Consider the following 23,689-nt stretch of genomic DNA (forward strand, 5'->3'; position numbering starts at 1 on the left):
TTCATGACCGACACCACCGACAGGTACACCTTCGACGAGGATGATGTCGTCGTCACGCACGAGAAGTCCTATGCGGCAGGTGTTCCTGCGGTGTTGGTGTCGTTGCGCCGCGGGTTGGAGCAGATGGGTCCGGTGCGCACGGCCCGCACGTTGTTCAAGTTGAATCAGCGGGACGGGTTCGACTGCCCGGGGTGTGCGTGGCCGGAAACACCGGGGCACCGCAAGCACGCGGAGTTCTGCGAGAACGGGGCGAAGGCGGTCGCGGAGGAGGCCACCACCCGCACGGTGACACCGGAGTTCTTCGCCGAGCATTCGGTGGCGGAGCTGCTGGGCAAGACCGAGTTCTGGTTGGGGCAGCAGGGCCGGCTGACGCATCCGATGGTGTTGCTGCCGGGGGGTACGCATTACGAGCCGATCGGCTGGGACGCCGCGTTCGCGATGATCGCCGGGAAACTACGCGCGCTGGGATCGCCGGACGAGGCGGTGTTCTACACGTCCGGGCGCACCAGTAATGAGGCGGCGTTCGTGTACCAGTTGATGATTCGGGCGTTCGGCACGAACAACCTGCCGGACTGCTCGAACATGTGCCACGAATCTTCCGGGTCGGCTCTGGTGGAGATGATCGGGATCGGGAAGGGCTCGGTGACCGTTCCGGATATCGAGAACGCCGACCTGATCCTGATCGCCGGGCAGAACCCGGGCACCAACCACCCTCGCATGCTCTCCACCCTGGAAAAAGCCAAAGGTAACGGGGCGAAAGTGATCGCGATCAACCCGCTCCCGGAGGCGGGGCTGCTGCGGTTCAAGGACCCCCAGAAAGTGCACGGGGTGGTCGGGAACGGGGTGCAGATCGCCGACGAGTTCCTGCAGATCCGGATCGGCGGCGACCAGGCCCTGTTCCAGGGGTTGGGCCGGCTCCTGCTCGAGGAAGAGGACCGCAACCCGGGCACGGTGATCGACCGCGACTTCATCGACCGGCACACCGCCGGATTCGACGACTATGCCGCCGCCATCCGGCAGGTCGACCTCGACCTTGTCGTCGAGGCGACCGGGCTGACCCTCGAACAGATCCAGCAGACGGCGGAGGCGTTGATCGCGTCGAAGAAGACGATCATCTGCTGGGCGATGGGGCTGACCCAGCACACGCACGGGGTTGCGACCATTCAGGACGCGGTGAACCTGCTTCTGCTGCAGGGGATGATCGGCAAACCCGGTGCCGGAGTGTGCCCGGTCCGCGGGCACTCCAACGTCCAGGGCGACCGGACGATGGGGATCTGGGAGAAGATGCCCGAACCCTTCCTGACCGCGTTGGACACCGAATTCGGCATCGCTTCCCCGCGTAAGCACGGTCTGGACGCGGTCGACTCCATCCGGGCGATGCGGGACGGGAAGGCGTCGGTGTTCGTCGGGATGGGCGGCAACTTCGTCTCCGCGACCCCGGACACCGCCACCACCGAGGCCGCCCTGCGTAACTGTGCGTTGACGGTGCAGGTGTCGACGAAACTGAACCGCTCCCACCTGGTGACCGGGCGAACCGGACTGATCCTGCCCTCGTTGGGCCGCACCGACAAGGATGTGCAGTCCGGGCGAAAGCAGCAGGTGTCGGTGGAGGACTCGATGTCGGTGGTGCATCTGTCCCGCGGCAGCCTGCCCCCGGCCAGTAAGTATCTACGTAGCGAGGTCGCGATCGTGTGCGGGATCGCCCAGGCATTGTTCGGTCCCGACCATCCGGTGCCCTGGCAGGAGTTCGCCGCCGACTACGACCGGATCCGCGACAGTATTGCCCGGGTGATCCCGGGGTTCGAGGACTTCAACCGGAAGGTGCGTGCGCCCGACGGGTTCGCTCTGCCGCATCCACCCCGGGATGAGCGCCGGTTCGACACCACGACGGGGAAGGCGAACTTCACCGTCAACGCACTGTCCTGGTTGCCGGTGCCGGCGGGGAAACTGATCCTGCAAACCATGCGGTCGCACGATCAGTACAACACCACCATCTACGGGCTCGACGACCGTTACCGCGGCGTCAAGGGCGGCCGCAGGGTGCTGTTCATCAACACCGACGACCTTGCCGCGCTGGGCTTCACCGACGGGGATCGGGTGGATCTGGTGTCGGAGTGGACCACCCCGGACGGGACCGTGCAGGAGCGGCGGGCGGATGATTTCCGGCTGGTGCCATATCCGACGCCGGTGGGGAATGTGGCCGCCTATTATCCGGAGACGAATCCGCTGATTCCGCTCGATCACGTGGCGGTGACGTCGAATACTCCGGTGTCGAAGGCCGTGCTGATCCGGCTCGAGAGGCGGTCCTGATGGGGCGGGTGACGCTGCGGACCCCGGTCACCCGGATCACCGATACCCGGCAGTCGACCCGCCCGGACACGGTGGTGGTCGAGGAGCCGCTCGAGATTCGGGTGAACGGGACCCCGCTGGCGGTGACGATGCGCACCCCGGGTTCGGATGTGGAACTGGCACAGGGGTTCCTGCTGACCGAGGGGATCATCGCCGACCGGGCGGATATTGCGTCGATCCGATACTGCAACAGCGTCGACGAGCACGGGGTCAACACCTACAACGTCCTCGACGTCGACCTCGCCCCGGGGATCTTCCTGCCCGACACCGGCATCGAACGCAAATTCTACACCACCTCCTCCTGCGGAGTGTGTGGGAAGGCGTCCCTCGACGCGATCCGGCAACGCACGAAGCATTCCCCGGCCACCGACCCGGTGCGGGTGCCGTCCGCGACGATCGCCGAGCTGCCGGACCGGCTGCGGGCGGCGCAGAAGGTGTTCGACAGCACCGGCGGGTTGCACGCGGCCGGGTTGTTCACTGCTACCGGGGACCTGCTGACGGTCAAGGAGGACGTCGGACGGCACAACGCGGTCGACAAGCTGATCGGCTGGGCCACCGAACAGGGCCGCATCCCGCTGCGGGGGAGCATCCTGCTGGTGTCGGGGCGGGCATCGTTCGAACTCGCCCAGAAAGCAGTGATGGCCGGGATCCCGGTCCTCGCCGCCGTGTCCGCCCCCTCCTCGTTGGCGATCGACCTCGCCCACGACACCGGACTCACCCTCATCGGATTCCTCCGCGGCACCACCATGAACATCTACACCCACCCCGACCGCATCACCTGAGGCTGTCGGCGCGGATACCTGCCTCGAGCGCAATCGCCCCTGCTTCTCCGCGCGACCCCACCCCGAGCTTCTTCAACACCCCGGCAACATGGAACTTGACGGTGCTCTCGCTGATGCCGAGGCTGTCGGCGATCGCCTTGTTCCGCTTGCCCGTGGCGAGATGGCCCAGCACCTCGAGTTCGCGGGGGTTGAGGTCGCCGAGCTGTTGTTCGTCGGGCTTCACCGCCGGAGGATCGAGCGGAATGGCGACGGCGACGCGGGAGCCCCACCCGTCGACGGACTCGACGGCGATCCGCCCACCGAGGGTGTGGACGCGGCCCGACAGTTGCCGAACGAGTGCGTCGGTGTCCAGGCCGCCGGCGCCGTCGTCGCGGACTTCGACCAGAAGATTGGATCCGTCGCAGTCCCAGGCGATGCGAATCCGTTCGAGCGTCGCCTGTGCGGCGAAGGCGAGAACAGCGCTGCGCACCACCGCGCGTGCGGCATGCGCGACTTCACCGGGAAGGGCCCGTCCGTCCACGGGCGGATCGACGTAGTCGACGACGAGTGGCCGGTGCTGCAGAAGGGGCCGGAGTTCACCCTGTAGTCGGGCGAATGCGGTGGTGACGGCTTCCTCCGTGAGGAGACGGTCGGACTCACCGGCCGAGCGCAGCGCCACCAGGGCTGTGGACGCGGTCTCGCTCGCCGTGATGCGCGACCGATGATCGTCGAGATCCTTGGACCGGAGAGTGGCGAGGATCGACTCGAGGGTGGCGGCATGCAGATCCGTCAATTCGACGATGGTCCTGGCCCTCTCGCTCGACGCCGCCCGCGACTCCGCCAGATAGGCCGGACTGGCCTGCGCTACCTGCAGTCGAATGGACACGGCCACGACACCGAACGCGGCCCCGACCAGGTCGACGTCGCGGATGCGCTGACGAGTTTTCGGTACGACGAGCAGCAAGGTGCCGGTGGCGTCCAGCAGTGCCCACACCTTCCGCTTCGAGCCGGCGATCACGGCGTGATCGTCGAAGACCTCGTCCACGGCCAGCTGGGTGCGCAGTGCATCGAGTTCGGTGATGGTGACCCGCTCGGTGATCGACGGATCTCCGCTGACCTTCCGGGGACGTCCCGTGCATTCACGGGTGAAGATCACGAGTGCGGTGTGCGGCCAGATGTCGGCGAGAAATTTCGAGAACCGAACGGCGATGTCGGGGAGCGAGCCGTCGATGACGTCGCGCATCGAGCCGAGAAGATCCGCAGGTGACACCGAGGTCGAGCTGGAGAGAACCACCTTACGAGGGTATCGCGCGGTGCTGGTCAGGTCCGAGCCTCGGCCCGGGCGGCATCGATGACGTCGGACCGCTCGAGACCCAGAATTTCCAGGGCGCGGGCCGCCGTGCCGTGTTCGACTCCCGCTACCGCGCGGACGATGTCCGCCCCGGTGAACGGTCGACGTCCCGCCTTCGCCACCGCTGTCGCCTCGCGGAAGGCCTCGCGCGCCGGTGCCGACAGATGCAGGGGGCCGGAACGGGGCCGGCGCAGCGCCGTGTCGACGGAGGTGGTGTCACCGATTCCTGCTGCAGCGAGTGCGTCACGGTGCACCTGGGTAATGGCCTCGCGCAGAGCGTCCCGGTCGGACCCCAGATGCTCGAACACTCGACGAGAAGTGCCGTCCGGCAACGAAAAAGACGCCAATAAGAGATGTTCCGCACCGGGCTCCCGGTCACCGAGCCGGTCGGCTTCGGCTTCGGCTTCGGCGAACAGCCGTTTCATCGACCGCATGTCGCGCCATCCGCGGGTCAGCATCATCGTGTGCCTCTCCTCTTCGCGTTGCCTGTTTCTCTGCGTCCGGGGCCCAGGCGCTTGTGTGCCGCTTGCCCTGAAATTCCGAGAGCCTGGCCGATCGCCGACCAGGTCCAGCCGGAAGCGAGAGCCAGCTCCACTGCCTTGCGCTCCAGTTGATCCGCCTGACGTCGAAGTGCCACCACGGCAGCCAACGCGGTATCCGGATCCAGATCGTCACCCACAGCTGTCAACCTATGTTGATGATGCGACTCCGTCAACCTTTGTTGATAGGACGGTGGAGTTGTGGTCAGGCGAGGTTGATCGTCGCGAAGATTGTGGTCGGTCGAGGCGAACCGCCGGGCGGCTCCACACTGAACCCGAGGGCCGTCGACTCGTCGATGCCCGTGACGACGGCCGTCGTAGACGGAGACACGGCGCCAGCGTCCATGATCCCCGCTGACACCGGTTCGTGGGAGGGACCGAGGAGCCACATCTGGTAAACAGAGCCCGGAGCAGGCGGAGCGACATCATTCATCACCAGGACACCCGCGTCGACGTCCTTGGAGAAGACGACCGTGGCCGAACCACCACCGGCAATGGGCGCTACCGCCGTGCGGACGTCGTCGGCCGCCAGAATCTGGGCGGGAACGGGCTCGGTGGAATCTTCGCGGAACTGCTGCACCACGGTCACACCGCCGACCGCGAGAACGACCACCGCGGCCGCCGCTGTCAGCGCGGCGATCAGCCGGTTGCGGCGTCGACTGCGCGCGCCGTCGAGCGACACCGGGGTGGTCGCGGCGGGCAGTGACCCGAGGATGCGGCCGATCAGATGGGCGGGTGGTTCCACTGCGGTAGACGCGGACTGTGCGGCCATCGTTTCCCGGACGCCCCGTACCGCGTCGGCGAACTCGACGCGAACCTGGGGCGTAGCGTCCCGCACCGCGGCGTCGATCTGGCGCCGTTGCACGTCGTCGACCGCGTCGAGGGCGTATACCGGGGCGAGATCGAACAGAGGGTTGGTGGACTCATCCATCGACCTGCACCCCCAAACACTGCCCGAGCCTTCTCAATCCGTCTCGGATCCGCGATTTCACGGTGGGCAGGGCCACGGACAACCGCTCTGCCACCTCGCGGTAGGTGAGTCCGCCGTAATAGGCCAGGACGACGGTCTCCTGCTGGATCTCGGTGAGAGTGCCCAGGCAGTCGATGACGTCATTCTTGTCACCACGACGGGCAACCTCTTCGGACACGGCGTCGAACGGGCCGTAGTAGCTCGCCGCGCCGTAGGTCGATTCCCGGTCGGTGCCCGACTGCTCGGAGCGCACCCGATCAACCGCACGCCGGTGCGCCAAGGTGATCAGCCACGACAGCGGTGAGCCCTGGCGGGGGTCGAAGCTTGCTGCGGACTTCCAGACCTGCAGATACACCTCTTGGGTGGTTTCCTCGCTGTAGCCGGGGTCGCGGAGAACGCGCAACACCATGCCGAACACGCGCGCGCTCGTGCGTTCGTAGAAGACGGTGAACGCTTCGGTTTCACCCGCGGCAATCTGCGCGAGCAAAGCCGTCAGCGTCACGTTCTCCGTGGCCCTGTCGACGCCGGTCATCGGCCTTGTCCGTTCATCGAACTTGAGCCTAATCCCAGCCTGCGGCCTGTGCGACCAGGTCGGGGACGTCGACCTCTCCAGCAATCGGGTTGCCGCGTCGAACGATGAGCGCTTGCGCACGTGCCTCGTCGCTGTGGCGAAACCGAATTCCATATCAGTGATTCGAAGCTGAAGTGGCCATGGATTGCCGGATCGACTCGTGCCCAATGGAATACATCGTTGTGGCCGGTCCTCTGGCCCCTTCCTTCAACGCACAAACCCGGCGGCACCGAGATTCGGTACCACCGGTATCTGTGTGTGATGGGTGAGCCGGAAATTACTGCGGCATCAGGACGGAGTCGATCAGGTACACCGTCGCGTTGGCGGTCTGCACGCCACCACAGATCACGCCGGCGTCATTGACCTTCAGGTCGTCACCCGAACCGGTGACGGTGACGGAACCGCCCTCGACGGTGGCGTGCTCGCCATCGATGTCGTCCGGTGCGATCTGCCCGGGCACCACGTGGTAGGTGAGCACCTTGGTGAGCAGAGCAGAATCGGTCTTCAGCGTTTCGATGGTGGCGGGATCGACTTTGGCGAATGCGGCATCCACAGGCGCGAAGACCGTGAACTGTCCACTGTTGAGGGTGTCCACCAAATTGACCTGCGGATTGAGTTGTCCCGAGACCGCCGCGGTGAGCGTGGTGAGCAGCGGATTGTTCGAAGCGGCGGTGGCCACCGGATCCTGCGCCATTCCGTTGACCGACCCTGCGCCCTCGGGCACGGTCTTGGCGTACTCGGCGCAACCGGGACCCACCAGGTTGGCGGCCGGGTCGGCCATCGCGGACGAAGTAGTGGCTCCGGAGCCGGAGTTCGACTCGGAAGTCATGGTGTCTGCGGCGCCGGCAGTGCTCGACGAGTCACTGTCGTCCGAGGAGCATGCTGCACCCAGCAACACCAAGGACGTGCTCGCTGCGACTGCCAGTACCCGTGTGGTGATGTTCATGGAAATTGCCTCTCTCCGATGTGGGTGCGGTTGCGCACCATCGACAGCCATTCGGAGCGGTTCGCGAAGCGGATGGGTCCGCTTTTTATTTTGGTATCCAACCCATCCGGTGGCGAGGCGGCGTCGAATTCCTTCCGCAAGGGTGCCGCGCAGCCCTCTCTTCGGGGTGTGCGTGTCACCGCGAACTCGATCACCGGAAGAGGGCTCGACATGGGCGTTTCGACAAAGTGTGGATGTGCCGTCGGACTCGCGACCGCTGCCGCCGCTGTGTTGCTTGCAGCGGGCCCGGCGCAGGCAGAACCGATGGGGCAGGCGGAGTTTCCTGGGGCGCTGGCCCCTGTCGCCGGCCTCGACGTGGAGCGGTATGCCGGCACCTGGTACCAACTGGCAGCGGTACCGCAACCGTTCAACCTCGATTGCGCGCGCGACACCAGAGCCGTCTACGGAGTGCGCGATTCCACGAATGTGAGCGTGTCGAACTCCTGCACGACGTGGGCGGGAGGAACGAGCGACATCGAAGGGAACGCGCGCGTCAACGATCCCGTCACCAACGCACAGTTGCACGTGAGTTTCCCCTCGGTACCGTTTCAGAGCGGACCCGACGGTCCTACCAACTATGTGGTGACCTACATCGCCGACGACTATTCGTGGGCACTGGTCGGCGATCCGGCGCGCACGTCTGGTTTCGTCCTGTCGCGGACTCCTGCGGTCGATGATTCCGGTTGGAAGCAGATCCGCCAGGTGGTGGAATCGCGGGGCTACAACTCCTGCCTGCTGCTGACCTCACCGACCACCGGAGGTCGAGACAACATTCAACCCCTCTGCACCGTGTGACCGAGGCGGGCGGCGGCGCCGGTGATGTTCTCCATCATTCCCCGGAAGATGATCCCGTGGAACGGAAGGATGGAGTACCAATACATCCGGCCCGCCAGCCCTTTCGGGAAGAAGATGGCGCGTTGTTCCAACCGTGACGAGTTCTGATCGACGGGGCGGACACGCCATTCGAGCCAGGCGCCGCCGGGAGCCCGCATCTCCGCGCGCAGCCGCAACAGCGAACCACGCTCGATATGCTCGACACGCCAGAAATCGAGTGGATCACCGGTATTGAGCTGCTTCGGATTTCTACGACCTCGGGTGAGCCCGACACCGCCGGCGATCCGGTCGAGCCAGCCACGCACCGACCATGCCAGCGGAAACGAGTACCATCCGTTTTCCCCGCCGATACTTTCGACGACGCTCCACAGGATGTGCGCATCCGCAGCGCACTCCTTGCTGCGCTCGTCGGTGTAGACCACCTCACCGGCCCAGTCGGGGTCGGAGGGGAGCGGATCAGATGGGGCACCCACGGGGGAGGCGCTTGCCCAGGTGGTCTCGACCTCACCGTTGTCGATGCGCCGCAACGCCAATCGAACGGCGTCACGGTACGACGTCAGCCCTGCCGCGGGTGGTGCGATCACGTCGTCGATGTCGTGCTCGCCGACGACGGCATCGTTGTGCAGTGATTCGATCAGTGCCCGGCCCAGCGAACGCGGTATGGGGGTGACCAGTCCTATCCACAAACCGGCGAGTTTCGGTGTGAGCACGGGCAGGACGAGAATTCTGCGTTGCCGCAGTCCGGCGATCTCCGCATAGATTTGCATCATCTCGCCGTACCGGATCACGTCGGGGCCGCCGATGTCGTAGGCGCGGCTGCGCGGTAACGGGGCCTCCGCTGCCGCGACGAGGTAGTGCAGGACGTCGCGAACGGCGATGGGCTGGATCTTGTTGTTCACCCACCGCGGCGTCGTCATCACGGGGAGTCTGTTGGTGAGGTGACGGATCATTTCGAAAGAGGCCGAACCGGATCCGATGACGACCCCGGCCTGTAGAACCATTGTGGGCACGCCGGACTCGGTGAGGATCTTCCCGACTTCCGTCCGAGAACGGAGGTGCGGAGACAGGTCCGCGGAATCGGGATGGAGCCCGCCCAGATAGACGATGCGTCCCACCCCGGCCGTGTGGGCGGCTCGAGCGACGTTCTCCGCGCTGACCCGTTCCGCCTTCTCGAACTCGTCCGGGCCGCCCATGGAGTGGACGAGGTAGTAGACGACATCCACGTCCGCGAAAGCGGCAGAAAGGGATTCGGGATCGCTCAGGTCGCCGCGAGCAATGTCGACGTCCGATGCCCACGGAACATCGGTCAGCTTCTCGGGGGAACGTGCCAGCACCCGCACCTGATATCCGGCTTCCAGCAGTCGGGGTGCGAGGCGTCCACCGATGTATCCCGTAGCACCCGTGACCAGTACGCGTAACTGTGTCATTCCCATACGCTACCCGTCATGGGTGCCGCCCCGCTCGATCAACGCTAGGGTCGAGTGATGGGCATCGTGCATTCGAGCGTGATCCGATCCGCGCGGGACGAGCTGTTCGCGTGGCATACGAGACCCGGGGCCTTCACTCGGTTGTCGCCGCCGTGGCAGCCGCTGTCGCTCGACGAGGAAGCGGAATCCCTGAAGGCGGGGCGGGCGGTGTTGCGCTTGCCGGGCGGCCTGCGGTGGACAGCCCGACACGACCCAGCCGGGTACGACCCGCCGCGGCAGTTCGTCGACTATTCGGCGGCGCTCCCGATGCGGCTGCTGGTGCCGTGGCGGCACACGCACACGTTCGAGGTCGTATCCGAACACGAGACCCGGATGACCGACCGCGTCGACACCGCCGTCCCGGGCCGCTTCCTGGCCTCGACGTTCCTCTACCGGCATCGTCAGGTCGCCGACGACATGGCCCGCCACCAGTGGGCATCGACCCTGACGCCGGGTTCCCGCACGATCGCGGTGACCGGTAGTTCGGGCTTGGTGGGTTCGGCCCTCACCGCGTTCCTCGCCACGGGAGGGCACCGGGTCGTCCGCTTGGTGCGCCGCACGCCGCGGACCCGGGACGAGCGGCGTTGGAACCCGGCCGCTCCGGCCGCCGATCTCCTCGCGGGCGTCGACGCGGTGATCCACCTCGCCGGCGCGTCCATTGCGGGCCGCTTCACCGACAGCCACCGCCGTGCCGTTAGGGACAGCCGCATCGAACCCACTCGGCGGCTGGCAGAGCTGATCGCCTCCACCGCCGACGGCCCCAAGGTCTTCGTCACTGCGTCGGCGATCGGCTACTACGGTCCGGACCGCGGCGACGAGCTCCTGCACGAAAACGACGAGCGTGGTGACGGCTTCCTCGCCGACACGGTGGCGGAGTGGGAAGGTGCAACCGCTTCAGCCTCCGATGCGGGCGCGCGGGTGGTGGCCGTGCGGACCGGTATCGTCCAATCTCCGAAAGGTGGTGTCCTGCGGCTACAGCGGCCACTCTTCGAAGTGGGACTCGGTGGCCGGCTCGGTGCCGGTACGCAATGGTTGTCGTGGATCGACCTCGACGACCTGGTGGACATCTACCACCGGGCCGTCGTCGACACGCGCTTGACCGGTCCGGTGAATGCCGTCGCGCCGAACCCCGTGCGCAACGAGGGGTACACGGCGGCACTTGCGTCGGTGCTGCACCGGCCGGCGTTCCTGCCGGTGCCCGACTTCGGACCCAAACTACTCCTGGGTGAGCAAGGGGCCCGAGAACTGGCCCTCGCGAATCAGCGAGTTGTCCCGGGACGGCTTCTCGCGCGCGAGCACCGGTTCCGGCGCCCCGATCTCGAAAGTGCACTGCGGCATCAGCTCGGGCGATTCACGACAGGGGAGTAGCACCCCGTTCCTTGTCGTACGCGGCGACGACGCGTTTGGGGGCGGTGAGGCGCCACGCCTCCTCGACCAGCTCCGCCAGTTCGGTCGACGTCACCGCCTCCAGAACCACGTCGATCCACCCCCAGCGCCCGAAGAACGGCGCCACGAGAAACACCTCGGGATCTTCCTGAACAAGGGCGGTCTGGGTTTCGAGGGTGGCTTTCAGACACACCGTGGGCGCGCCGTACCCGACCAGACCGAACATCTTGTTGCGCACCCGGAAGGTCGGCTGGTCACCCCAGTTGGCAACCACCACCTCGTGTGCCTCTGGCAGAGCCAGCATCATCGTGCGCACCTCGTGCTCGGTCGGCATCGCAGCTCCCACACTTCCTCGGGTTGTCGGGTTCCGTTATATCCGGCCGCACCGACATCGCTCAGGTGATGCGAGCACGGCAGGTGGGAGTTCGTAGAGTGACGGTGGTGACGATCGAGGCACCGGAACAGGAGTGAACCGATGACCGAAGCAGAACCGGCCGGCCCGACCGGTGGTGGTCGAAGTCCCGCAGTCGAGACGGGGCTGGCAGTGCGCCGCGAGGTGATGGGCGCCGATTTCGTCGAGCGGGCTCTCACCCGCACTGCCGGCACCGACAGCGAATCTCTGCAGGAATTCGTCAGCGAACACGTCTGGGGGGCTGTATGGAACCGGCCAGGGTTGGATCGGCGCAGCCGTAGCCTGCTCAACCTCGGCATGCTGATCGCACTGCGGGCGCACGGTGAGCTGAAAGGGCATGTGCGCGGAGCTCTCCGGAACGGTCTGACACGCACGGAGATCGTGGAGGCGGTCATTCACGCCAGCGCCTACTGCGGTGCCCCCGCCGGGTTGTCGGCGATGACTGTGGTGCAGGAAGCCCTCGACGAGGAACTCGGTCCGCTCGCGGGCACAACCGACGCGTCGTGACGGTATCGGATTCGGACCCACCCCTCGCGGGTCCGAATCCGACACGCCTTCACTGCGTCAGCCGGTGACGCCGGTGATCTCGTTCGGCGTCTGCGGAAGATCGGCCGAATCGGACACGGTCCAGGACTCGAGGTCGACCGCGTGGATCCTGTTCTTCGCCGGATCGGTCACGTAGGCCGTGCCGTCCTGCACGAACAGGGCGGGCCGAGACGACTGCCACTGCTCCGGCTCGGTCCAGGGGTCGATCAGCGGCACCGTACGGGTCACCGTCTTGGCCGCGGGATCGATCACGTGCAGTGCGCCGTCGGTACCCAGGACGAGCGCTTCACCGTGCACACCGCGGCCGAGGGAACGGAACGTGTAGCTGGTGCCGAGGTCGACGAGCGTCAGCTGTCCGGTGGTGGTGTCGGTCAGGCTGACACGCTGAGGACGCTCGAGCTCGGCGTCCGGGTCGGTCTTGTAGTCGCCCAGGATGATCGGGGAATTCTCGTCCCCGGCCTGGTTGCCGATGCGTCCGTACGGATCGGGACTGGTCACCTTGGTGATGACGCCGTCACGGTAGATCAGCAGGCCGTTCTGGCAACCGACAACCACGGTTTCGTCCGCCGCCACGGCTTCGCCGTGTACGCCGGGGCACTCCTCGTTGCGCGCAATCTCCTTGCGGTCGCGGTCGAGTACGACGATGCCGGTCCGCTCGTCTTCGTTGCCCACCGTGGTGAGCATGCTGCCGTCCGACAGCTCGACCGCCACACCATGGTGCGCTTCCGGTGTCGTGTAGTCGGTGGTCTCGGGCAGACCATCGGCGAGCTTTGCCGGGTCGAAGACGCGCACCAGGCCGGTTCCGTCGTCGAACAGCACCGTTTTGCCGTCGTGCCGGACCACGTGCCCGGGCGTCGTCGCATCGAACGAGATGTCCGTGACAGCCGGATCGCTGACGAAGTGGCTGTCGCCGTCTGTCCAGGTTCCGGTGTCGAGCGCGGTGAAACTGCTGCCCGTGCTGATCAGTACATGCCGGCCGTCACCCGCCGGGTTGAGGCGGTTGAACCCATCCATCTCGGCGGTTCCGACGACATCGAGTGTCTTCGCGTCGAGCACGAGAACACCTCCGTCGTAGCTCAACGCGAGGCGGGGCGTCGCCGAATCGGTGCGCGTTGCGTTGTCGGTGGCAGCGTCTGCCGAGTCGGAAGAGCAGGAGGTCAAGAGCGCAGCCGAGAGTCCTAGAGCAACGACGGCCGCGGGCAGGGGAGATCTACGCAAAAGAGTCACCCATGAGAAGTACTCCTTATCGCAAATGATTGTCAAAGCCATGAATGTGCATGTGGCGATGTGTCACTACGCCAGGCTCCGGCTGATCGTCATGGAATTGGAGTCCATCATCTGGATGTAGGTCCCGGCGTCCGACCCCACGTCCCCGAGTGACTCGGTGAACAGGGAAACGACGGCGACGGGCAACCTCGCCTCCGAAGCCAGCACTTCGGCGAGCCGATTCGGTTGTGACGAATCCACGAAGATTGCCGGTGCCTTCGCGGAAGTGATGGTGGCGGCGAGTTGCGACAGGTCAGAAGCGCTGGGTGACGCCAGCGTCGTCCCACTCGGAATGACGGCGCCGACCACCTCGAAATCGAATCGCTCTGCGAGATAGCCGAATACATGGTGGTTGGTGACCAGTGTGCGGCGCTCTTCCGGAATGCCTGCGAACCGAGACGTCATCCGCTCGGTCAGCTCCTCGAGTTGACCCGAGTAGTTATCGGATCGATCTCGAATCACCTGTGCGTCCACACCGGTCACGTGCTCGATGACCGCGTCGCGAACAAGGGCGACAGCTTCGCGCATGCGGTCCGGATCGGTCCAGATATGTGGGTCCGGTAAGCCCGAGGACTGCCCGGTGCCGTACTCGATGGGCCGCACACGCTCACCGACCTCGAGAATCGGGATCGACTCGGCCCGGGCAGCTTCTACAGTGCTTCCCAGTCCCGCTTCGAGTCCGAGTCCGTTGGATACGACGAGATCGGCGCTGTCCACCCGTGCGGCTTCCGGCGCCGAGATCTCGAACGAGTGTGGGTCGGCATTCCTCGGCATCAGCACCATGACGTCGGCCTGATCCCCGACGACGTTCTCTACCACGTCGCCCAGAATGTTCGTCGTCACCACCACCAACGGGCCATCGGAGGCGGAGGAGGTACACGCGGTGACGGCCGAGGCGGTGAGCGCGAGCAGAAGACCGAGCGGCACCAGGCGCCGCAACGTCGCCGTCATGAACCCACGACGCTGACCGAGGAGGCGGAGATCCCGACATCAAGCCTGCGTGCTATTCGTGCGTTGTCTCGATAGTCGATCTCTATCACGGCTTTCGCTTCCGGGTCGGTGACGTAGGCGCGATTGCCGCCGACGGTGATCGTTGCGGACTCGTGCAGCTTGTCGCCGGTCAGGACCGAGGCGGATGCCGTCTCCGCCCCGGACGCTGCGTCGAACACCCGGAAGGTGCCGTCGGCGAGGACGGCGAAGAGCGAGTGGCCGTCGCCGGACAGGTTCACGTCGAGCGCCGCGGTCGGCGTCCGAACGTGGGTCCAGTGGTGGGTCAGTGGATCGAGCAGCAGCACACCGTCATTGGCGGTAGGTGATCCCGCTGTCGCGGCCAGGAGGGGCGTTCCGTCGGTCCCCCGGAACGCGGTGGGGCGGGTGCTCGGTCCGATGCCTTCCGGGTACGGAATCTTCTCCGCCGTCCACTGTCCGCCGGTGACACGTGCGAGGAAGACTCCGTCGTCACACGCCGCGAGCGCGTAGGAGTCGAAGACGGCGTGTCCGTTCGCCGCCGGGCACGCGACGTCGAATACCGTCTCCACCCGGCCGTCCGCGTTGCGGAGCTCGAACGAAGCCGGTGCGAAAGCCCCTGCGCCGGTGCCCGATCGAGAGACGAGGTAGCGATCGGCGACGGGTATCACCATCCCGGCGTGCGCAGATGCGGACGGCACGACCTCGCCGACCTCGGCGCTGTCCTTGCGCAGCTGCGCGAAGTCGATCACGTCGGCGCGGCCGTCGGCATCGAAAAATGTGGCGACCTTGTCGTCACCGATCACGACGGCTCCCGGCCGTTCGCCGGTCAGCTTGCCGATCTCGATGGGGGCCTTGGTGTAGGAGTGGTTGTGGTCGCCGTGGTCGATGGTCCATGATCCGGCGTCGACCACATGCACGGTGCCGCCCGATGCATCGACTGCGAACGCGTAGCGGTCCTTGACCGTGGTGAGGACCGTCGGATGGTCGAATTGGAACGAATGGACCTTATCGGCGGTCGTGAGATCGAGGACGTCGACACGGCCGGACAGCGCGTCTGCGACGACCAGTCGTGGCTCGGGCCCCTCTACCTCGGTGGCTCCTGCTTCGGCCGCGAGGTCGCTGCCCGGCCTGGTCTGGCCGGTGGGCGCGGTCTCGCCCGTCGCGTCCGAGCCGCACCCGGTCAATACCAGCGCGGTGATCGACGTGGCGATCGCTGCGCGTACCAGTGTCGTGTTCTGCACTATGCACTCCATCTATTAATAACGATAATCATTACTGATAGGCTAGCCAATCGGCACAGGCGCGGGCGAACTCGCTGCACGAAGGCGCATCACTGCAGTTCGGATGAGTACGGCGACGAAGAACTGCAGCACGGCCAGTCCGGCAATGGTGGAGCCCGCGGCGGTGTCGGCATTCCACGACACGATCAGTCCGAGGACTGTGGCCGACCATCCGAGCAGCACGGCCAGACCCATGGTTGCGACAAGCGAGCGGCCGAAGAGTGCCGCGGTGGCGGACGGCGCAACCAGGAGTCCGAAGACGAGCAATGTTCCGACGATGCGGAACGACGCTACGACGGCGAGGACCACCAGGGCGAGCAGCGCCAGGTGCGCCAACCGTGGGCGCAGTCCCAGTGTGTGTGCTTTGCGTTCGTCGAAGACCAGGGCAACGAACGGCCGATAGGCCACCACGGAGATCAGGGCTGCGACGACAACGGCTGCGGTGAGCCAGATCAGGTCGTTCCACGTTGCCGACAGCACATCCCCGAACAGGAACGCCGTGAGATCGACCGCGAACGATCGTGCCCGCGAGACGATGACCACACCGAGCGCGAGCATGCCGACGAACAGCAGACCGATGCCCGTGTCCTCGGACAGCCGGGAATTCTTCGACACCCACGAAACGCCGAGGATCATCACCACCGCGCTCGCGGCTGCGCCGAGGACGAGGTTGGCGCTCGCGAGGTACGCGACCGCCACGCCGGGCAACATCCCGTGGGAGATGGCCTCACTCATGAACGCCATTCCGCGTACCACCACCCAGGTGCCCACCAACCCGCACAGAACGGAGACCAGCATCCCGGCGAACAGCGCCCGGCGAACGAAAGACACCATGAACGGATCGAGTAGCCACTGCATGGTGCTAACCTAAGCGATAATGATTGTCGTAAGCGAACTCACCGTGCGATACGGGACCGCCGTGGCGCTGAACCGTGTCAGCGCATCCTTCACCGAGCGGACGGTTACCGCGCTCATAGGGCACAACGGGTCCGGCAAGTCGACGCTGCTCCACGCACTGGCCGGCATCCTGCGCCCCACGTCCGGAAGCATCGACGGCCTTCGCGGGCGGCGCGTCGCCTACGTGCCACAACGCACGGCGGTGGGGGACAACCTGCCCCTCACGGTGCGCGAGCTCGTCGGCATGGGCGCGTGGCAGCGGCGGGGACTGTGGCGCCGCCTCACCCCCGACGACCGCGAAGCTGTGGAGGCCGCGTTGACGCGGCTCGGCATCACGGATATCGCTGCGCGGCAAGTAGGTGCGTTGTCGGGCGGTCAACGGCAACGCGCGTTGCTCGCTCAGGCGCTCGTGCAACGCGGTGACCTACTGCTCCTCGACGAGCCGACCACCGGACTCGATGCGCAGGCCCGCGCCGTGATCAACGACGTGATCGACGAAGAAGCCGCACGAGGTGCCATCGTCGTGGTGGCCACCCACGAACTGCTCGATGCCGAGCGCGCCGGTCGCACGCTGACGTTGACGGCCGGGTCTCTTCAGGTGCCGACGGACGCCACTGTGTCCGGGAAGTTCTCTGTGTCTGCCTAGTTTTCTCGTGGAAGCTCGACGAGTACGAGGCGGTTGCCGTCGGGATCGCGGAAATAGAACATGGGCGGTACGTAGTCGCCGAGGCGCATGACCTCCGCGTCCACATCGACACCGTGCGCTGCGAGAGTCGCATGATCAGCGTCGGCGTCCGCCGTGGACAGCCGAATGCCGGTCTCGACGCCGGCCGGTGCGCCCTCACGTTCCGGAACCAGGGCAATGGAGGTGACTGATCCTGGGGGTGCCACCTCGACCCAGCGCTGCCCCTCGCCGAACTCGGCATCCATGCGGCGTTCGAAACCGAGTGTGCTGACGTAGAATTCGAGGGCCCTGTCCTGATCGGTGACAGGCACGGCCACCGTATGCACCCCGTTGATGTGTGTCTTGCGCTGTGCGGTCACGGCGTCATCCCCTTCTCGTCACCTCTTCTCGCCGGAGCTCACGGCTGCGCGAACGCCTTCTCGAGTGCGGCGATGTCCAACTTGCGCATCTGGAGCATCGCCTGGACTGCGCGCTGGGCCGCGGCGGTGTCGGGGTCGCTCATCAACTCGTACAGGCGATCGGGGACCACCTGCCAGGAGACTCCGAAGCGGTCCTTCACCCACCCGCACTGGCTTTCCTCGCCACCGTCTGACGTGAAAGCCGCCCAGTATCGGTCTACCTCTTCTTGATCCTTACACCTCACTTCGAACGAGATGGCTTCGCTGAACGTGAATTGCGGGCCGCCGTTGAGTGCGGTGAACGGCTGCCCGTTGATGTCGAAGGACACCGTCATCACCTTGCCTTCGGGGCCGGGTGTGCCGGGCGCGTAATAGGTCACGTCGGTGATTCGCGAGTTCGGGAAGAGGGAGGTGTAGAACTTTGCTGCCTCTTCACCGCGGTCGTCGAACCAGAGGCAAGGGGTGATGGGTTTCATGGCGTGGTCCTCTCGGGTGATTTCGATCAATCCTCACCGATATGGACCACGCACATGCCCGAAACTCATCGCCCGGCGGCCACGAATCTCAGCGGACCGTCCGAGTCGTAGCCACAGCAATCGCACCGAGCAACCCCACCAGGGCAAACGCATAGAAGCCCCACGGGACGGCGTAACCGGCTCCCAGCATCACCCCACCGAGAATGGGCCCGCAGATCGCGCCGACGCGGCCCACGCCTGCAGACCAGCCCAGCGCAGTCGCACGGATCTGCGGCGGGTGGTTGGCCGACGTGAATGCGTAGACCAGCACCTGCGCACTGAAGACGAAGCACCCGGCGAGAAACACCAGCACGTAAATCCCGAAGGACACCTTGACGCTGAGCAACGCCAGGAACACCGCGGCGCCGGCGAACCAGATGATCGCCGCAGGACGCGGGCCGATCCTATTGGCCACGCCGCCTGCGATCAGAAGTCCGACCACTGCGCCGGCGTTGAGGATGAGCAGGAAGGTGAGCGAGGCCCCGAGGTTGTATCCGGCTTCCCGCATGATGGTCGGCAACCAGGTGTTGAGTCCATAGACGAGCAGCAGCCCCATGAAGGACGTGACCCAGATAGCGATGCTGTTGCGCAGGAACGGACGTGAGAACAGGGCGCGCACCGGATTGGCGGCGGACGCGACGGGTGCGTCAGCGGCCGGCGCGGGTTCCAGTTCCAGTCCGTACTGCTTCGCGATGGCCTCGGCCTCGGACCGCTTGCCCTGGGCGAGGAGGTACGACGGCGATTCGGGGAGGTAACGCAACATCAGGGGAATCAGCACGATCGCGGGCAGCGCACCTGCAACGAACATCGACCGCCAGCCGAATGGCTCGATCAGCACGATGGCCAGCGCGGCCGTCGCGACCGCACCCACGTGATACCCGGTCATCAGCAGGGTCGAGGCCGAACCGCCGCCTTGCTTCTTCGAGAATTCGTTGACCAGAGCCAGCGCCGTCGGGAGTGCGCCACCGAGTCCCACACCGGCGAGGAATCGGAACAGTCCGAAGAAGAACGGGTTGGGCGCTACCGCGCACAGCAGCGTCAGGATCGAGAAGGCCGCGACCGCGTACAGCAGCGCGCGCCTGCGGCCGATCACGTCGGTGAGCGTGCCGATGACGAGCGCCCCAATCGTCATGCCTACCAGGCCGAATGTCGAGATGAACGTGATCGTGCCTGTCGACAGACTCCAGTCGGCGTCGTCCCGAAGGGAGGGGATCACGGCGCCGAGCACCACGAGATCGAACCCGTCGAGTAGCACCGCCACCCAGCAGAGGGGTGCGACCCAGAGGGCAGTGGAGGAGCGCATCGCGCTCCGTTCGGAAGTGGTCATCAGATCCTCGGCTTCAGCAGTGTTCGTTAGTTGAACACAAGTTCATATTGCGCACCGATTGTGGGGTGAGTCATAGATCCGTGTCAAACGGCGTCGGTTCGCCGCACCACACCCGGAATACTGGCGGCATGGCCGGAGCCGACGAACGCAGCATGCTGCGCCGGGCATTTCTCGTTCTCGGGGCATTCACGTCGGAACGGCCGCGTCTGTCCCAGTCGGAGTTGAGCAGGCGTACCGGCCTGCCCCTGCCCACCGTGCATCGGCTGTGCCGGCAGTTGGTGGAACACGGCGCGCTCGAGCGGGCCGACGACGGAACCTACGAAATTGGGGTTCGGCTGTGGGAATTGGGGGCTCTCGCACCCCGGGCTCACGGGCTGCGGCAGGTGGCGCTGCCGTATCTCGAGGACCTCTACGAGGCCACCCGCGAAAACGTCCAGCTGGTGGTCCGGGAGGGACTCGAAGCGCTGTACATCGAGCGACTGTCCGCGCGGGGTGCCGTGACCGTGGTCGGGCGTGCCGGGGGACGGCTGCCGCTGCACGCGTCGAGTGGTGGTCTGGTTCTGTTGGCATTCGGCGGCGGCGAGCTGCTCGACGCCGTGCTCGCAGCCGGCCTCGAGCGCTTCACCCCGGCGACCATCACCACCGAACACCGGCTTCGGAGCACCCTCGACGACATTCGCCGAACCGGATGGGTCACCTGCCGTGAGCATCTCAATGTCGGGACACTGGCCGTGGCTGCGCCGGTGTCGCGGTCGACGGGCGAGGTCGTGGCCGCCGTGTCGGTCGTGGTGCCTGCGGAGAAGGATCCGGCACCACTGATTCCGGCCGTGCGGGCGGCGGCACGAGGCATTTCCCGCGGCGTCGCCTAGTCGTCTTTCACTCAGTGAAAGTGGGGGTGTCGGGAGTGCGGTTCGGGCGCAACAGTGACTGGTGTCACGAACTACGCGAGGAGTCTGCGCATGAACACACAGGTCGGGATCGTCGGCGGAGGCCCCGCAGGACTGATGCTGTCCCACCTTCTGCACCTGCAGGGCATCGAGTCGGTGGTACTCGAAACCCGCACCCGCGAGGAGGTCGAGGGCACGATCCGCGCCGGTGTGCTCGAGCAGAACACGGTGGATCTGATGGTCGACACCGGGCTCGGCGACCGCATCAAGCGCGAGGGGCACACCCATCAGGGCATCGAACTGCGGTTCGGCGGCAAGGGGCACCGCATCGCGTTCGACGAACTCACCGGCGGCCGCGCGGTCACGGTGTACCCGCAGCACGAGGTGCTGAAGGACCTCATCGCGCGCAGACTCGAGGACGGCGGTGACCTCCGCTTCGGCGTATCGGACGTGCACGTGCACGACCACACGTCCGAAGCACCCAAGATCACCTATCGCGATGCCGACGGCAACGAACAGGCCCTCACGTGCGCCCTCGTCGGCGGATGCGACGGGTCGCGGACCAGCACCCGCGCCCTGATCCCGGCGACCACCGTGCGGACGGACCACTTCCGTCAGTACCCGTTCGCCTGGTTCGGCATCCTCGCCGAGGCCCCGCCGTCGTCGGAAGAGCTGATCTACGCCAACCACCCGCGCGGCTTCGCGCTGATCAGCACCCGCACCCCGCAGGTGCAGCGGCACTACCTGCAGGTGGACCCCGACGATTCGGTGGACAACTGGTCCGACGACCGTATCTGGTCCGAACTGCACGCCCGCGTCGACGGCGAGGGCGCAGAAATCAAGGACGGCAAGATCTTTCAGAAATCGATTCTGCAGTTCCGCAGCTTCGTGTGCGAGCCCATGCAGCACGGCAACCTCTTCCTGGCCGGCGACGCCGCCCACACCGTGCCGCCCACCGGCGCGAAGGGCATGAACCTCGCGATCGCCGACGTCTACTTCCTGTCCAAGGCGATGTCCGAGTACTTCACCACCCGCAGTCGGGCCGGGCTCGACAGCTACACCGACACGGTGATGCCGCGCGTCTGGCGCACCCAGCACTTCTCCTGGTGGATGTCCTCGATGCTGCACCGGCTCCCCGACGACACCGGATTCGGCCACAAGCGGCAGATCGCCGAACTCGACATGGTCACCCGGTCCGTCGCCGGACGCACCCTCATCGCCGAGAACTATGTGGGCACCCCGCTCGAGCTGTGAGTAGTTATTAACCGCGGGCGGTTGATAAGTACTCACAGGCGGCGGAGCCGCTTCTGCCGGGAAACGACTGCACTCACAAACTAGAACCTGTTACATTCGCCGAAGGGGGAACGACAACAGGAGCCGCCATGATCCTCGATCGGTTCAGAGTGGACGGCCGGGTCGCCGTCGTCACGGGCGCGGGCCGCGGCATCGGCGCGGCCACCGCGGTGGGGCTTGCGGAGGCGGGCGCTCACGTCGTCATCTCCGCCCGCCATGCCGATCAGCTGCAGAAGGTGGCGGCGCAGGTCGAGGAGTCCGGGCGACGCGCGTTGGTCGTGCCCGCCGATCTCATGGATCTGCAAGCCGTCGCCGCGCTCGCGGACGCCGCGCAGGAAGAGTTCGGAAGGCTCGACATCGTCGTCAACAATGTCGGCGGCACCATCCCCAACGCCCTTCTCGACACCGACTCGGACTATCTCGAGGAGGCATTCCATTTCAATGTGAGCACCGCACATGCACTTGTGCGGGCGGCGGTACCGCACATGCTCGCGCACGACGGCGGGTCGGTGGTGAACATTTCGTCGGTGATGGGAAGGCTGTCCGGCCGCGGTTATCTGGCCTACGGAACGGCGAAAGCCGCATTGGCGCACTACACCCGGCTGGCGGCGCGCGATCTGAGCCCGAGCATCCGCGTCAATGCCATCGCCGTGGGGTCGGTGTTGACGTCGGCGCTTGAATTCGTCGCCTCCGACGAGGCGGTGAAAGCATCGATGGAAAGTGTCACCCCGCTCGGTCGGATAGGCGACCCCGAAGACATCGCGGCGGCCGTGCTCTACCTGTCCTCCAAGGCTGGTTCATATGTCACCGGCAAGGTACTCGAGGTCGACGGAGGCCTCGACCAGCCGAACCTCGACCTCGGCCTTCCTGATCTGAAACTCGGAGAGAAGCCATGAGCTACCGCGTCGTCGAATGGTCCACCGGCACAGTCGGGCGACATGCCATCGCAGGGATCGAAGCCCGCGACGACCTGGAACTGGTCGGCGTATGGGTGTCGAATCCGGACAAGGTCGGGAAGGACGCCGGTGAACTGGCCGGCCTCGACCGTGAACTCGGGGTGAGGGCCACCGACGACAAGGCGGCCCTGCTCGCGTTGAAACCGGATTGCATCGTGCATACCTCGATGACGGACGACCGCATCTTCGAGGCCGTCGAGGAGCTGATCTCCTTTCTCGAAGCGGGCGTCAACGTCGTGTCGTCGGGTCCGGTGCTGCTGCAATATCCGATCGGCGTCGTCCCGGCCGACCTTGTCGACCGCATCCGCCGTGCCGGCGAGCAGGGCGGCGCCAGTCTGCACGTCAACGGCATCGACCCAGGGTTCGCCAATGATGTTCTGCCGCTCGCCATGACAAGTTTGTCACAGCGCATCGACGAGGTCCGCTGTTACGAGATCGCCGACTACTCCACGTACTACCAGCCCGTGGTGATGCGTGACATCTTCGGATTCGGGAAACCTCTCGACGAGACGCCGATGCTGTTTCAGCCCGGAGTGCTGTCGCTGGCGTGGGGAAGCGTCGTCCGCCAGATCGCGGCAGGCCTCGACATCACACTCGACGAGCCGCTGGTAGAGAAGGTCGCACGGATTCCGGCTGAAAGCGACCTCGATGTCGTGTCCTGTCACATCCCCGCGGGCACCACGGCTGCCGTGCGGTTCGAGGTCATCGGCACCGTCGACGGCGTGCCCCGCGTGGCACTCGAGCACATCACCCGGACGCATCCGGACCAGATGCCCGAGTGGCCGAAGCCGAACCGCGGTGATGGCTGCTACCGCATCGACATCACGGGTGAGCCCATGATGTCCGTCGAGTTCAACCACAACGGCGAAAACGGTGACCACAATGTGTCGGGCATGATCGTCACCGCGATGCGACTGGTGAACTCGGTGCACGCCGTCGTCGAGGCCGAACCCGGACTCGTCACCGCACTGGATCTGCCACTCATCACCGGTCGTGGGTTGTGCGCTCCGCGCCCCGTGAGTACTTATTAACATCGGGCGGTTAAG

25 protein-coding genes are annotated in these 23,689 nt (G+C 65.8%); 10 read left to right on the forward strand and 15 right to left on the reverse strand.

Annotation, left to right across the window (positions count from 1 at the left end):
• The first annotated feature begins 3 nt into the window (after positions 1–3).
• Both R4P95_RS13850 and fdhD read left to right on the forward strand, forming a co-directional pair.
• Entirely contained in the window at positions 4–2,310 is a 2,307-nt protein-coding gene (locus R4P95_RS13850) for an FdhF/YdeP family oxidoreductase (RefSeq protein WP_317753821.1), read from the forward strand.
• Positions 2,310–3,131 carry a formate dehydrogenase accessory sulfurtransferase FdhD gene (fdhD, locus tag R4P95_RS13855; protein WP_317744164.1) on the forward strand — a complete coding sequence of 274 codons (822 nt, stop codon included), beginning with the start codon at positions 2,310–2,312 and terminating at the stop codon, positions 3,129–3,131. The genes R4P95_RS13850 and fdhD overlap by 1 nt, the downstream gene beginning before the upstream one ends.
• Here fdhD and R4P95_RS13860 read toward each other — a convergent pair.
• The 6 genes from R4P95_RS13860 to R4P95_RS13885 form a co-directional block, all read right to left on the reverse strand.
• Entirely contained in the window at positions 3,124–4,353 is a 1,230-nt protein-coding gene (locus R4P95_RS13860) for a helix-turn-helix transcriptional regulator (protein WP_213577627.1), read from the reverse strand. The genes fdhD and R4P95_RS13860 overlap by 8 nt on opposite strands.
• Positions 4,354–4,430: 77 nt before the next feature.
• Positions 4,431–4,922 (reverse strand): Clp protease N-terminal domain-containing protein, encoded by a 492-nt coding sequence (locus R4P95_RS13865; RefSeq protein ID WP_317744163.1) that lies wholly within the window; start codon positions 4,920–4,922, stop codon positions 4,431–4,433.
• Positions 4,919–5,140, reverse strand: coding sequence for a hypothetical protein (locus tag R4P95_RS13870; RefSeq protein WP_213576086.1), 222 nt, complete (start codon positions 5,138–5,140; stop codon positions 4,919–4,921). The genes R4P95_RS13865 and R4P95_RS13870 overlap by 4 nt, the downstream gene beginning before the upstream one ends.
• Before the next feature lie 65 nt (positions 5,141–5,205).
• The gene (locus R4P95_RS13875) at positions 5,206–5,931 is read right to left on the reverse strand and encodes an anti-sigma factor (protein WP_213576087.1); all 726 of its coding nucleotides are present in this window, start codon (positions 5,929–5,931) and stop codon (positions 5,206–5,208) included.
• Positions 5,924–6,502: a sigma-70 family RNA polymerase sigma factor gene (locus R4P95_RS13880; protein ID WP_213576088.1), complete on the reverse strand. Its 579-nt coding sequence runs from the start codon at positions 6,500–6,502 to the stop codon at positions 5,924–5,926. The genes R4P95_RS13875 and R4P95_RS13880 overlap by 8 nt, the downstream gene beginning before the upstream one ends.
• 316 nt (positions 6,503–6,818) lie before the next feature.
• Positions 6,819–7,487 carry a fasciclin domain-containing protein gene (locus R4P95_RS13885; protein ID WP_213576089.1) on the reverse strand — a complete coding sequence of 223 codons (669 nt, stop codon included), beginning with the start codon at positions 7,485–7,487 and terminating at the stop codon, positions 6,819–6,821.
• A gap of 210 nt (positions 7,488–7,697) precedes the next feature.
• Here R4P95_RS13885 and R4P95_RS13890 point away from each other — a divergent pair, with 210 nt between their 5' ends.
• Positions 7,698–8,321: a lipocalin family protein gene (locus tag R4P95_RS13890; protein WP_317744161.1), complete on the forward strand. Its 624-nt coding sequence runs from the start codon at positions 7,698–7,700 to the stop codon at positions 8,319–8,321.
• On the opposite strand, the gene R4P95_RS13895 is transcribed toward R4P95_RS13890, so the two are convergent.
• Positions 8,300–9,787 carry an SDR family oxidoreductase gene (locus R4P95_RS13895; protein ID WP_213576091.1) on the reverse strand — a complete coding sequence of 496 codons (1,488 nt, stop codon included), beginning with the start codon at positions 9,785–9,787 and terminating at the stop codon, positions 8,300–8,302. The genes R4P95_RS13890 and R4P95_RS13895 overlap by 22 nt on opposite strands.
• A 57-nt stretch (positions 9,788–9,844) precedes the next feature.
• Here R4P95_RS13895 and R4P95_RS13900 point away from each other — a divergent pair, with 57 nt between their 5' ends.
• Positions 9,845–11,194 carry a TIGR01777 family oxidoreductase gene (locus R4P95_RS13900; RefSeq protein WP_317744160.1) on the forward strand — a complete coding sequence of 450 codons (1,350 nt, stop codon included), beginning with the start codon at positions 9,845–9,847 and terminating at the stop codon, positions 11,192–11,194.
• On the opposite strand, the gene R4P95_RS13905 is transcribed toward R4P95_RS13900, so the two are convergent.
• Positions 11,178–11,546, reverse strand: coding sequence for an MmcQ/YjbR family DNA-binding protein (locus R4P95_RS13905; RefSeq protein WP_109334021.1), 369 nt, complete (start codon positions 11,544–11,546; stop codon positions 11,178–11,180). The genes R4P95_RS13900 and R4P95_RS13905 overlap by 17 nt on opposite strands.
• A gap of 141 nt (positions 11,547–11,687) precedes the next feature.
• On the opposite strand from R4P95_RS13905, the gene R4P95_RS13910 reads away from it, so the two are divergent.
• Complete coding sequence (locus R4P95_RS13910; RefSeq protein WP_317744159.1) at positions 11,688–12,131, forward strand: carboxymuconolactone decarboxylase family protein; 444 nt, start codon at positions 11,688–11,690, stop codon at positions 12,129–12,131.
• 57 nt (positions 12,132–12,188) lie between these two features.
• On the opposite strand, the gene aztD is transcribed toward R4P95_RS13910, so the two are convergent.
• The 4 genes from aztD to aztB all read right to left on the reverse strand — a co-directional run bounded on the left by aztD (position 12,189) and on the right by aztB (position 16,543).
• The gene (gene aztD / locus R4P95_RS13915; RefSeq protein WP_317756785.1) at positions 12,189–13,397 is read right to left on the reverse strand and encodes a zinc metallochaperone AztD; all 1,209 of its coding nucleotides are present in this window, start codon (positions 13,395–13,397) and stop codon (positions 12,189–12,191) included.
• A 66-nt stretch (positions 13,398–13,463) separates the two neighbouring features.
• Positions 13,464–14,387, reverse strand: a complete 924-nt coding sequence (gene aztC / locus R4P95_RS13920; protein ID WP_317744156.1) for a zinc ABC transporter substrate-binding protein AztC — start codon at positions 14,385–14,387, stop codon at positions 13,464–13,466.
• Positions 14,384–15,646: an ABC transporter gene (locus tag R4P95_RS13925; RefSeq protein WP_317744155.1), complete on the reverse strand. Its 1,263-nt coding sequence runs from the start codon at positions 15,644–15,646 to the stop codon at positions 14,384–14,386. Before R4P95_RS13925 ends, aztC begins: the two co-directional genes overlap by 4 nt.
• A gap of 42 nt (positions 15,647–15,688) precedes the next feature.
• Positions 15,689–16,543, reverse strand: coding sequence for a zinc ABC transporter permease AztB (gene aztB / locus R4P95_RS13930; RefSeq protein ID WP_213576097.1), 855 nt, complete (start codon positions 16,541–16,543; stop codon positions 15,689–15,691).
• A 19-nt stretch (positions 16,544–16,562) separates the two neighbouring features.
• Here aztB and aztA point away from each other — a divergent pair, with 19 nt between their 5' ends.
• Positions 16,563–17,228: a zinc ABC transporter ATP-binding protein AztA gene (aztA, locus tag R4P95_RS13935; protein ID WP_317744154.1), complete on the forward strand. Its 666-nt coding sequence runs from the start codon at positions 16,563–16,565 to the stop codon at positions 17,226–17,228.
• On the opposite strand, the gene R4P95_RS13940 is transcribed toward aztA, so the two are convergent.
• The 3 genes from R4P95_RS13940 to R4P95_RS13950 all read right to left on the reverse strand — a co-directional run bounded on the left by R4P95_RS13940 (position 17,225) and on the right by R4P95_RS13950 (position 19,507).
• Positions 17,225–17,626, reverse strand: a complete 402-nt coding sequence (locus tag R4P95_RS13940) for a VOC family protein (protein ID WP_317744153.1) — start codon at positions 17,624–17,626, stop codon at positions 17,225–17,227. The genes aztA and R4P95_RS13940 overlap by 4 nt on opposite strands.
• 38 nt (positions 17,627–17,664) lie before the next feature.
• Entirely contained in the window at positions 17,665–18,141 is a 477-nt protein-coding gene (locus R4P95_RS13945; protein WP_213576100.1) for a VOC family protein, read from the reverse strand.
• 88 nt (positions 18,142–18,229) lie between these two features.
• Complete coding sequence (locus tag R4P95_RS13950) at positions 18,230–19,507, reverse strand: aromatic acid/H+ symport family MFS transporter (protein ID WP_317744152.1); 1,278 nt, start codon at positions 19,505–19,507, stop codon at positions 18,230–18,232.
• 128 nt (positions 19,508–19,635) lie between these two features.
• On the opposite strand from R4P95_RS13950, the gene R4P95_RS13955 reads away from it, so the two are divergent.
• The 4 genes from R4P95_RS13955 (at position 19,636) to R4P95_RS13970 (ending at position 23,674) form a co-directional block, all read left to right on the forward strand.
• Positions 19,636–20,376: an IclR family transcriptional regulator gene (locus R4P95_RS13955; RefSeq protein ID WP_213576102.1), complete on the forward strand. Its 741-nt coding sequence runs from the start codon at positions 19,636–19,638 to the stop codon at positions 20,374–20,376.
• Positions 20,377–20,466: 90 nt separating this feature from the next.
• Positions 20,467–21,648 (forward strand): 4-hydroxybenzoate 3-monooxygenase, encoded by a 1,182-nt coding sequence (locus R4P95_RS13960; RefSeq protein ID WP_317744151.1) that lies wholly within the window; start codon positions 20,467–20,469, stop codon positions 21,646–21,648.
• 128 nt (positions 21,649–21,776) lie between these two features.
• Entirely contained in the window at positions 21,777–22,583 is an 807-nt protein-coding gene (locus tag R4P95_RS13965; RefSeq protein ID WP_317744150.1) for an SDR family oxidoreductase, read from the forward strand.
• On the forward strand, positions 22,580–23,674 hold the full coding sequence (locus R4P95_RS13970) for a diacylglycerol kinase (protein ID WP_317744149.1): 1,095 nt from the start codon (positions 22,580–22,582) through the stop codon (positions 23,672–23,674). Before R4P95_RS13965 ends, R4P95_RS13970 begins: the two co-directional genes overlap by 4 nt.
• Positions 23,675–23,689: the final 15 nt, after the last annotated feature.

Source organism: Rhodococcus sp. IEGM 27 (genome assembly GCF_033142305.1).
Taxonomy (GTDB): Bacteria; Actinomycetota; Actinomycetes; order Mycobacteriales; family Mycobacteriaceae; genus Rhodococcus_F; species Rhodococcus_F oxybenzonivorans.

What these genes read in the sequence shown, in the direction of transcription:
- R4P95_RS13850 (WP_317753821.1), top strand. Translation starts at nt 4, where the DNA reads ATGACCGACACCACCGACAGGTACACCTTCGACGAGGATGATGTCGTC.
- fdhD (WP_317744164.1), top strand. Translation starts at nt 2,310, where the DNA reads ATGGGGCGGGTGACGCTGCGGACCCCGGTCACCCGGATCACCGATACC.
- R4P95_RS13860 (WP_213577627.1), bottom strand. Translation starts at nt 4,353, where the DNA reads ATGCGCGACGTCATCGACGGCTCGCTCCCCGACATCGCCGTTCGGTTC.
- R4P95_RS13865 (WP_317744163.1), bottom strand. Translation starts at nt 4,922, where the DNA reads ATGATGCTGACCCGCGGATGGCGCGACATGCGGTCGATGAAACGGCTG.
- R4P95_RS13875 (WP_213576087.1), bottom strand. Translation starts at nt 5,931, where the DNA reads ATGGATGAGTCCACCAACCCTCTGTTCGATCTCGCCCCGGTATACGCC.
- R4P95_RS13880 (WP_213576088.1), bottom strand. Translation starts at nt 6,502, where the DNA reads ATGACCGGCGTCGACAGGGCCACGGAGAACGTGACGCTGACGGCTTTG.
- R4P95_RS13885 (WP_213576089.1), bottom strand. Translation starts at nt 7,487, where the DNA reads ATGAACATCACCACACGGGTACTGGCAGTCGCAGCGAGCACGTCCTTG.
- R4P95_RS13890 (WP_317744161.1), top strand. Translation starts at nt 7,698, where the DNA reads ATGGGCGTTTCGACAAAGTGTGGATGTGCCGTCGGACTCGCGACCGCT.
- R4P95_RS13895 (WP_213576091.1), bottom strand. Translation starts at nt 9,787, where the DNA reads ATGACACAGTTACGCGTACTGGTCACGGGTGCTACGGGATACATCGGT.
- R4P95_RS13900 (WP_317744160.1), top strand. Translation starts at nt 9,845, where the DNA reads ATGGGCATCGTGCATTCGAGCGTGATCCGATCCGCGCGGGACGAGCTG.
- R4P95_RS13905 (WP_109334021.1), bottom strand. Translation starts at nt 11,546, where the DNA reads ATGCCGACCGAGCACGAGGTGCGCACGATGATGCTGGCTCTGCCAGAG.
- R4P95_RS13910 (WP_317744159.1), top strand. Translation starts at nt 11,688, where the DNA reads ATGACCGAAGCAGAACCGGCCGGCCCGACCGGTGGTGGTCGAAGTCCC.
- aztC (WP_317744156.1), bottom strand. Translation starts at nt 14,387, where the DNA reads ATGACGGCGACGTTGCGGCGCCTGGTGCCGCTCGGTCTTCTGCTCGCG.
- aztB (WP_213576097.1), bottom strand. Translation starts at nt 16,543, where the DNA reads ATGCAGTGGCTACTCGATCCGTTCATGGTGTCTTTCGTTCGCCGGGCG.
- aztA (WP_317744154.1), top strand. Translation starts at nt 16,563, where the DNA reads ATGATTGTCGTAAGCGAACTCACCGTGCGATACGGGACCGCCGTGGCG.
- R4P95_RS13945 (WP_213576100.1), bottom strand. Translation starts at nt 18,141, where the DNA reads ATGAAACCCATCACCCCTTGCCTCTGGTTCGACGACCGCGGTGAAGAG.
- R4P95_RS13950 (WP_317744152.1), bottom strand. Translation starts at nt 19,507, where the DNA reads ATGACCACTTCCGAACGGAGCGCGATGCGCTCCTCCACTGCCCTCTGG.
- R4P95_RS13955 (WP_213576102.1), top strand. Translation starts at nt 19,636, where the DNA reads ATGGCCGGAGCCGACGAACGCAGCATGCTGCGCCGGGCATTTCTCGTT.
- R4P95_RS13960 (WP_317744151.1), top strand. Translation starts at nt 20,467, where the DNA reads ATGAACACACAGGTCGGGATCGTCGGCGGAGGCCCCGCAGGACTGATG.
- R4P95_RS13965 (WP_317744150.1), top strand. Translation starts at nt 21,777, where the DNA reads ATGATCCTCGATCGGTTCAGAGTGGACGGCCGGGTCGCCGTCGTCACG.
- R4P95_RS13970 (WP_317744149.1), top strand. Translation starts at nt 22,580, where the DNA reads ATGAGCTACCGCGTCGTCGAATGGTCCACCGGCACAGTCGGGCGACAT.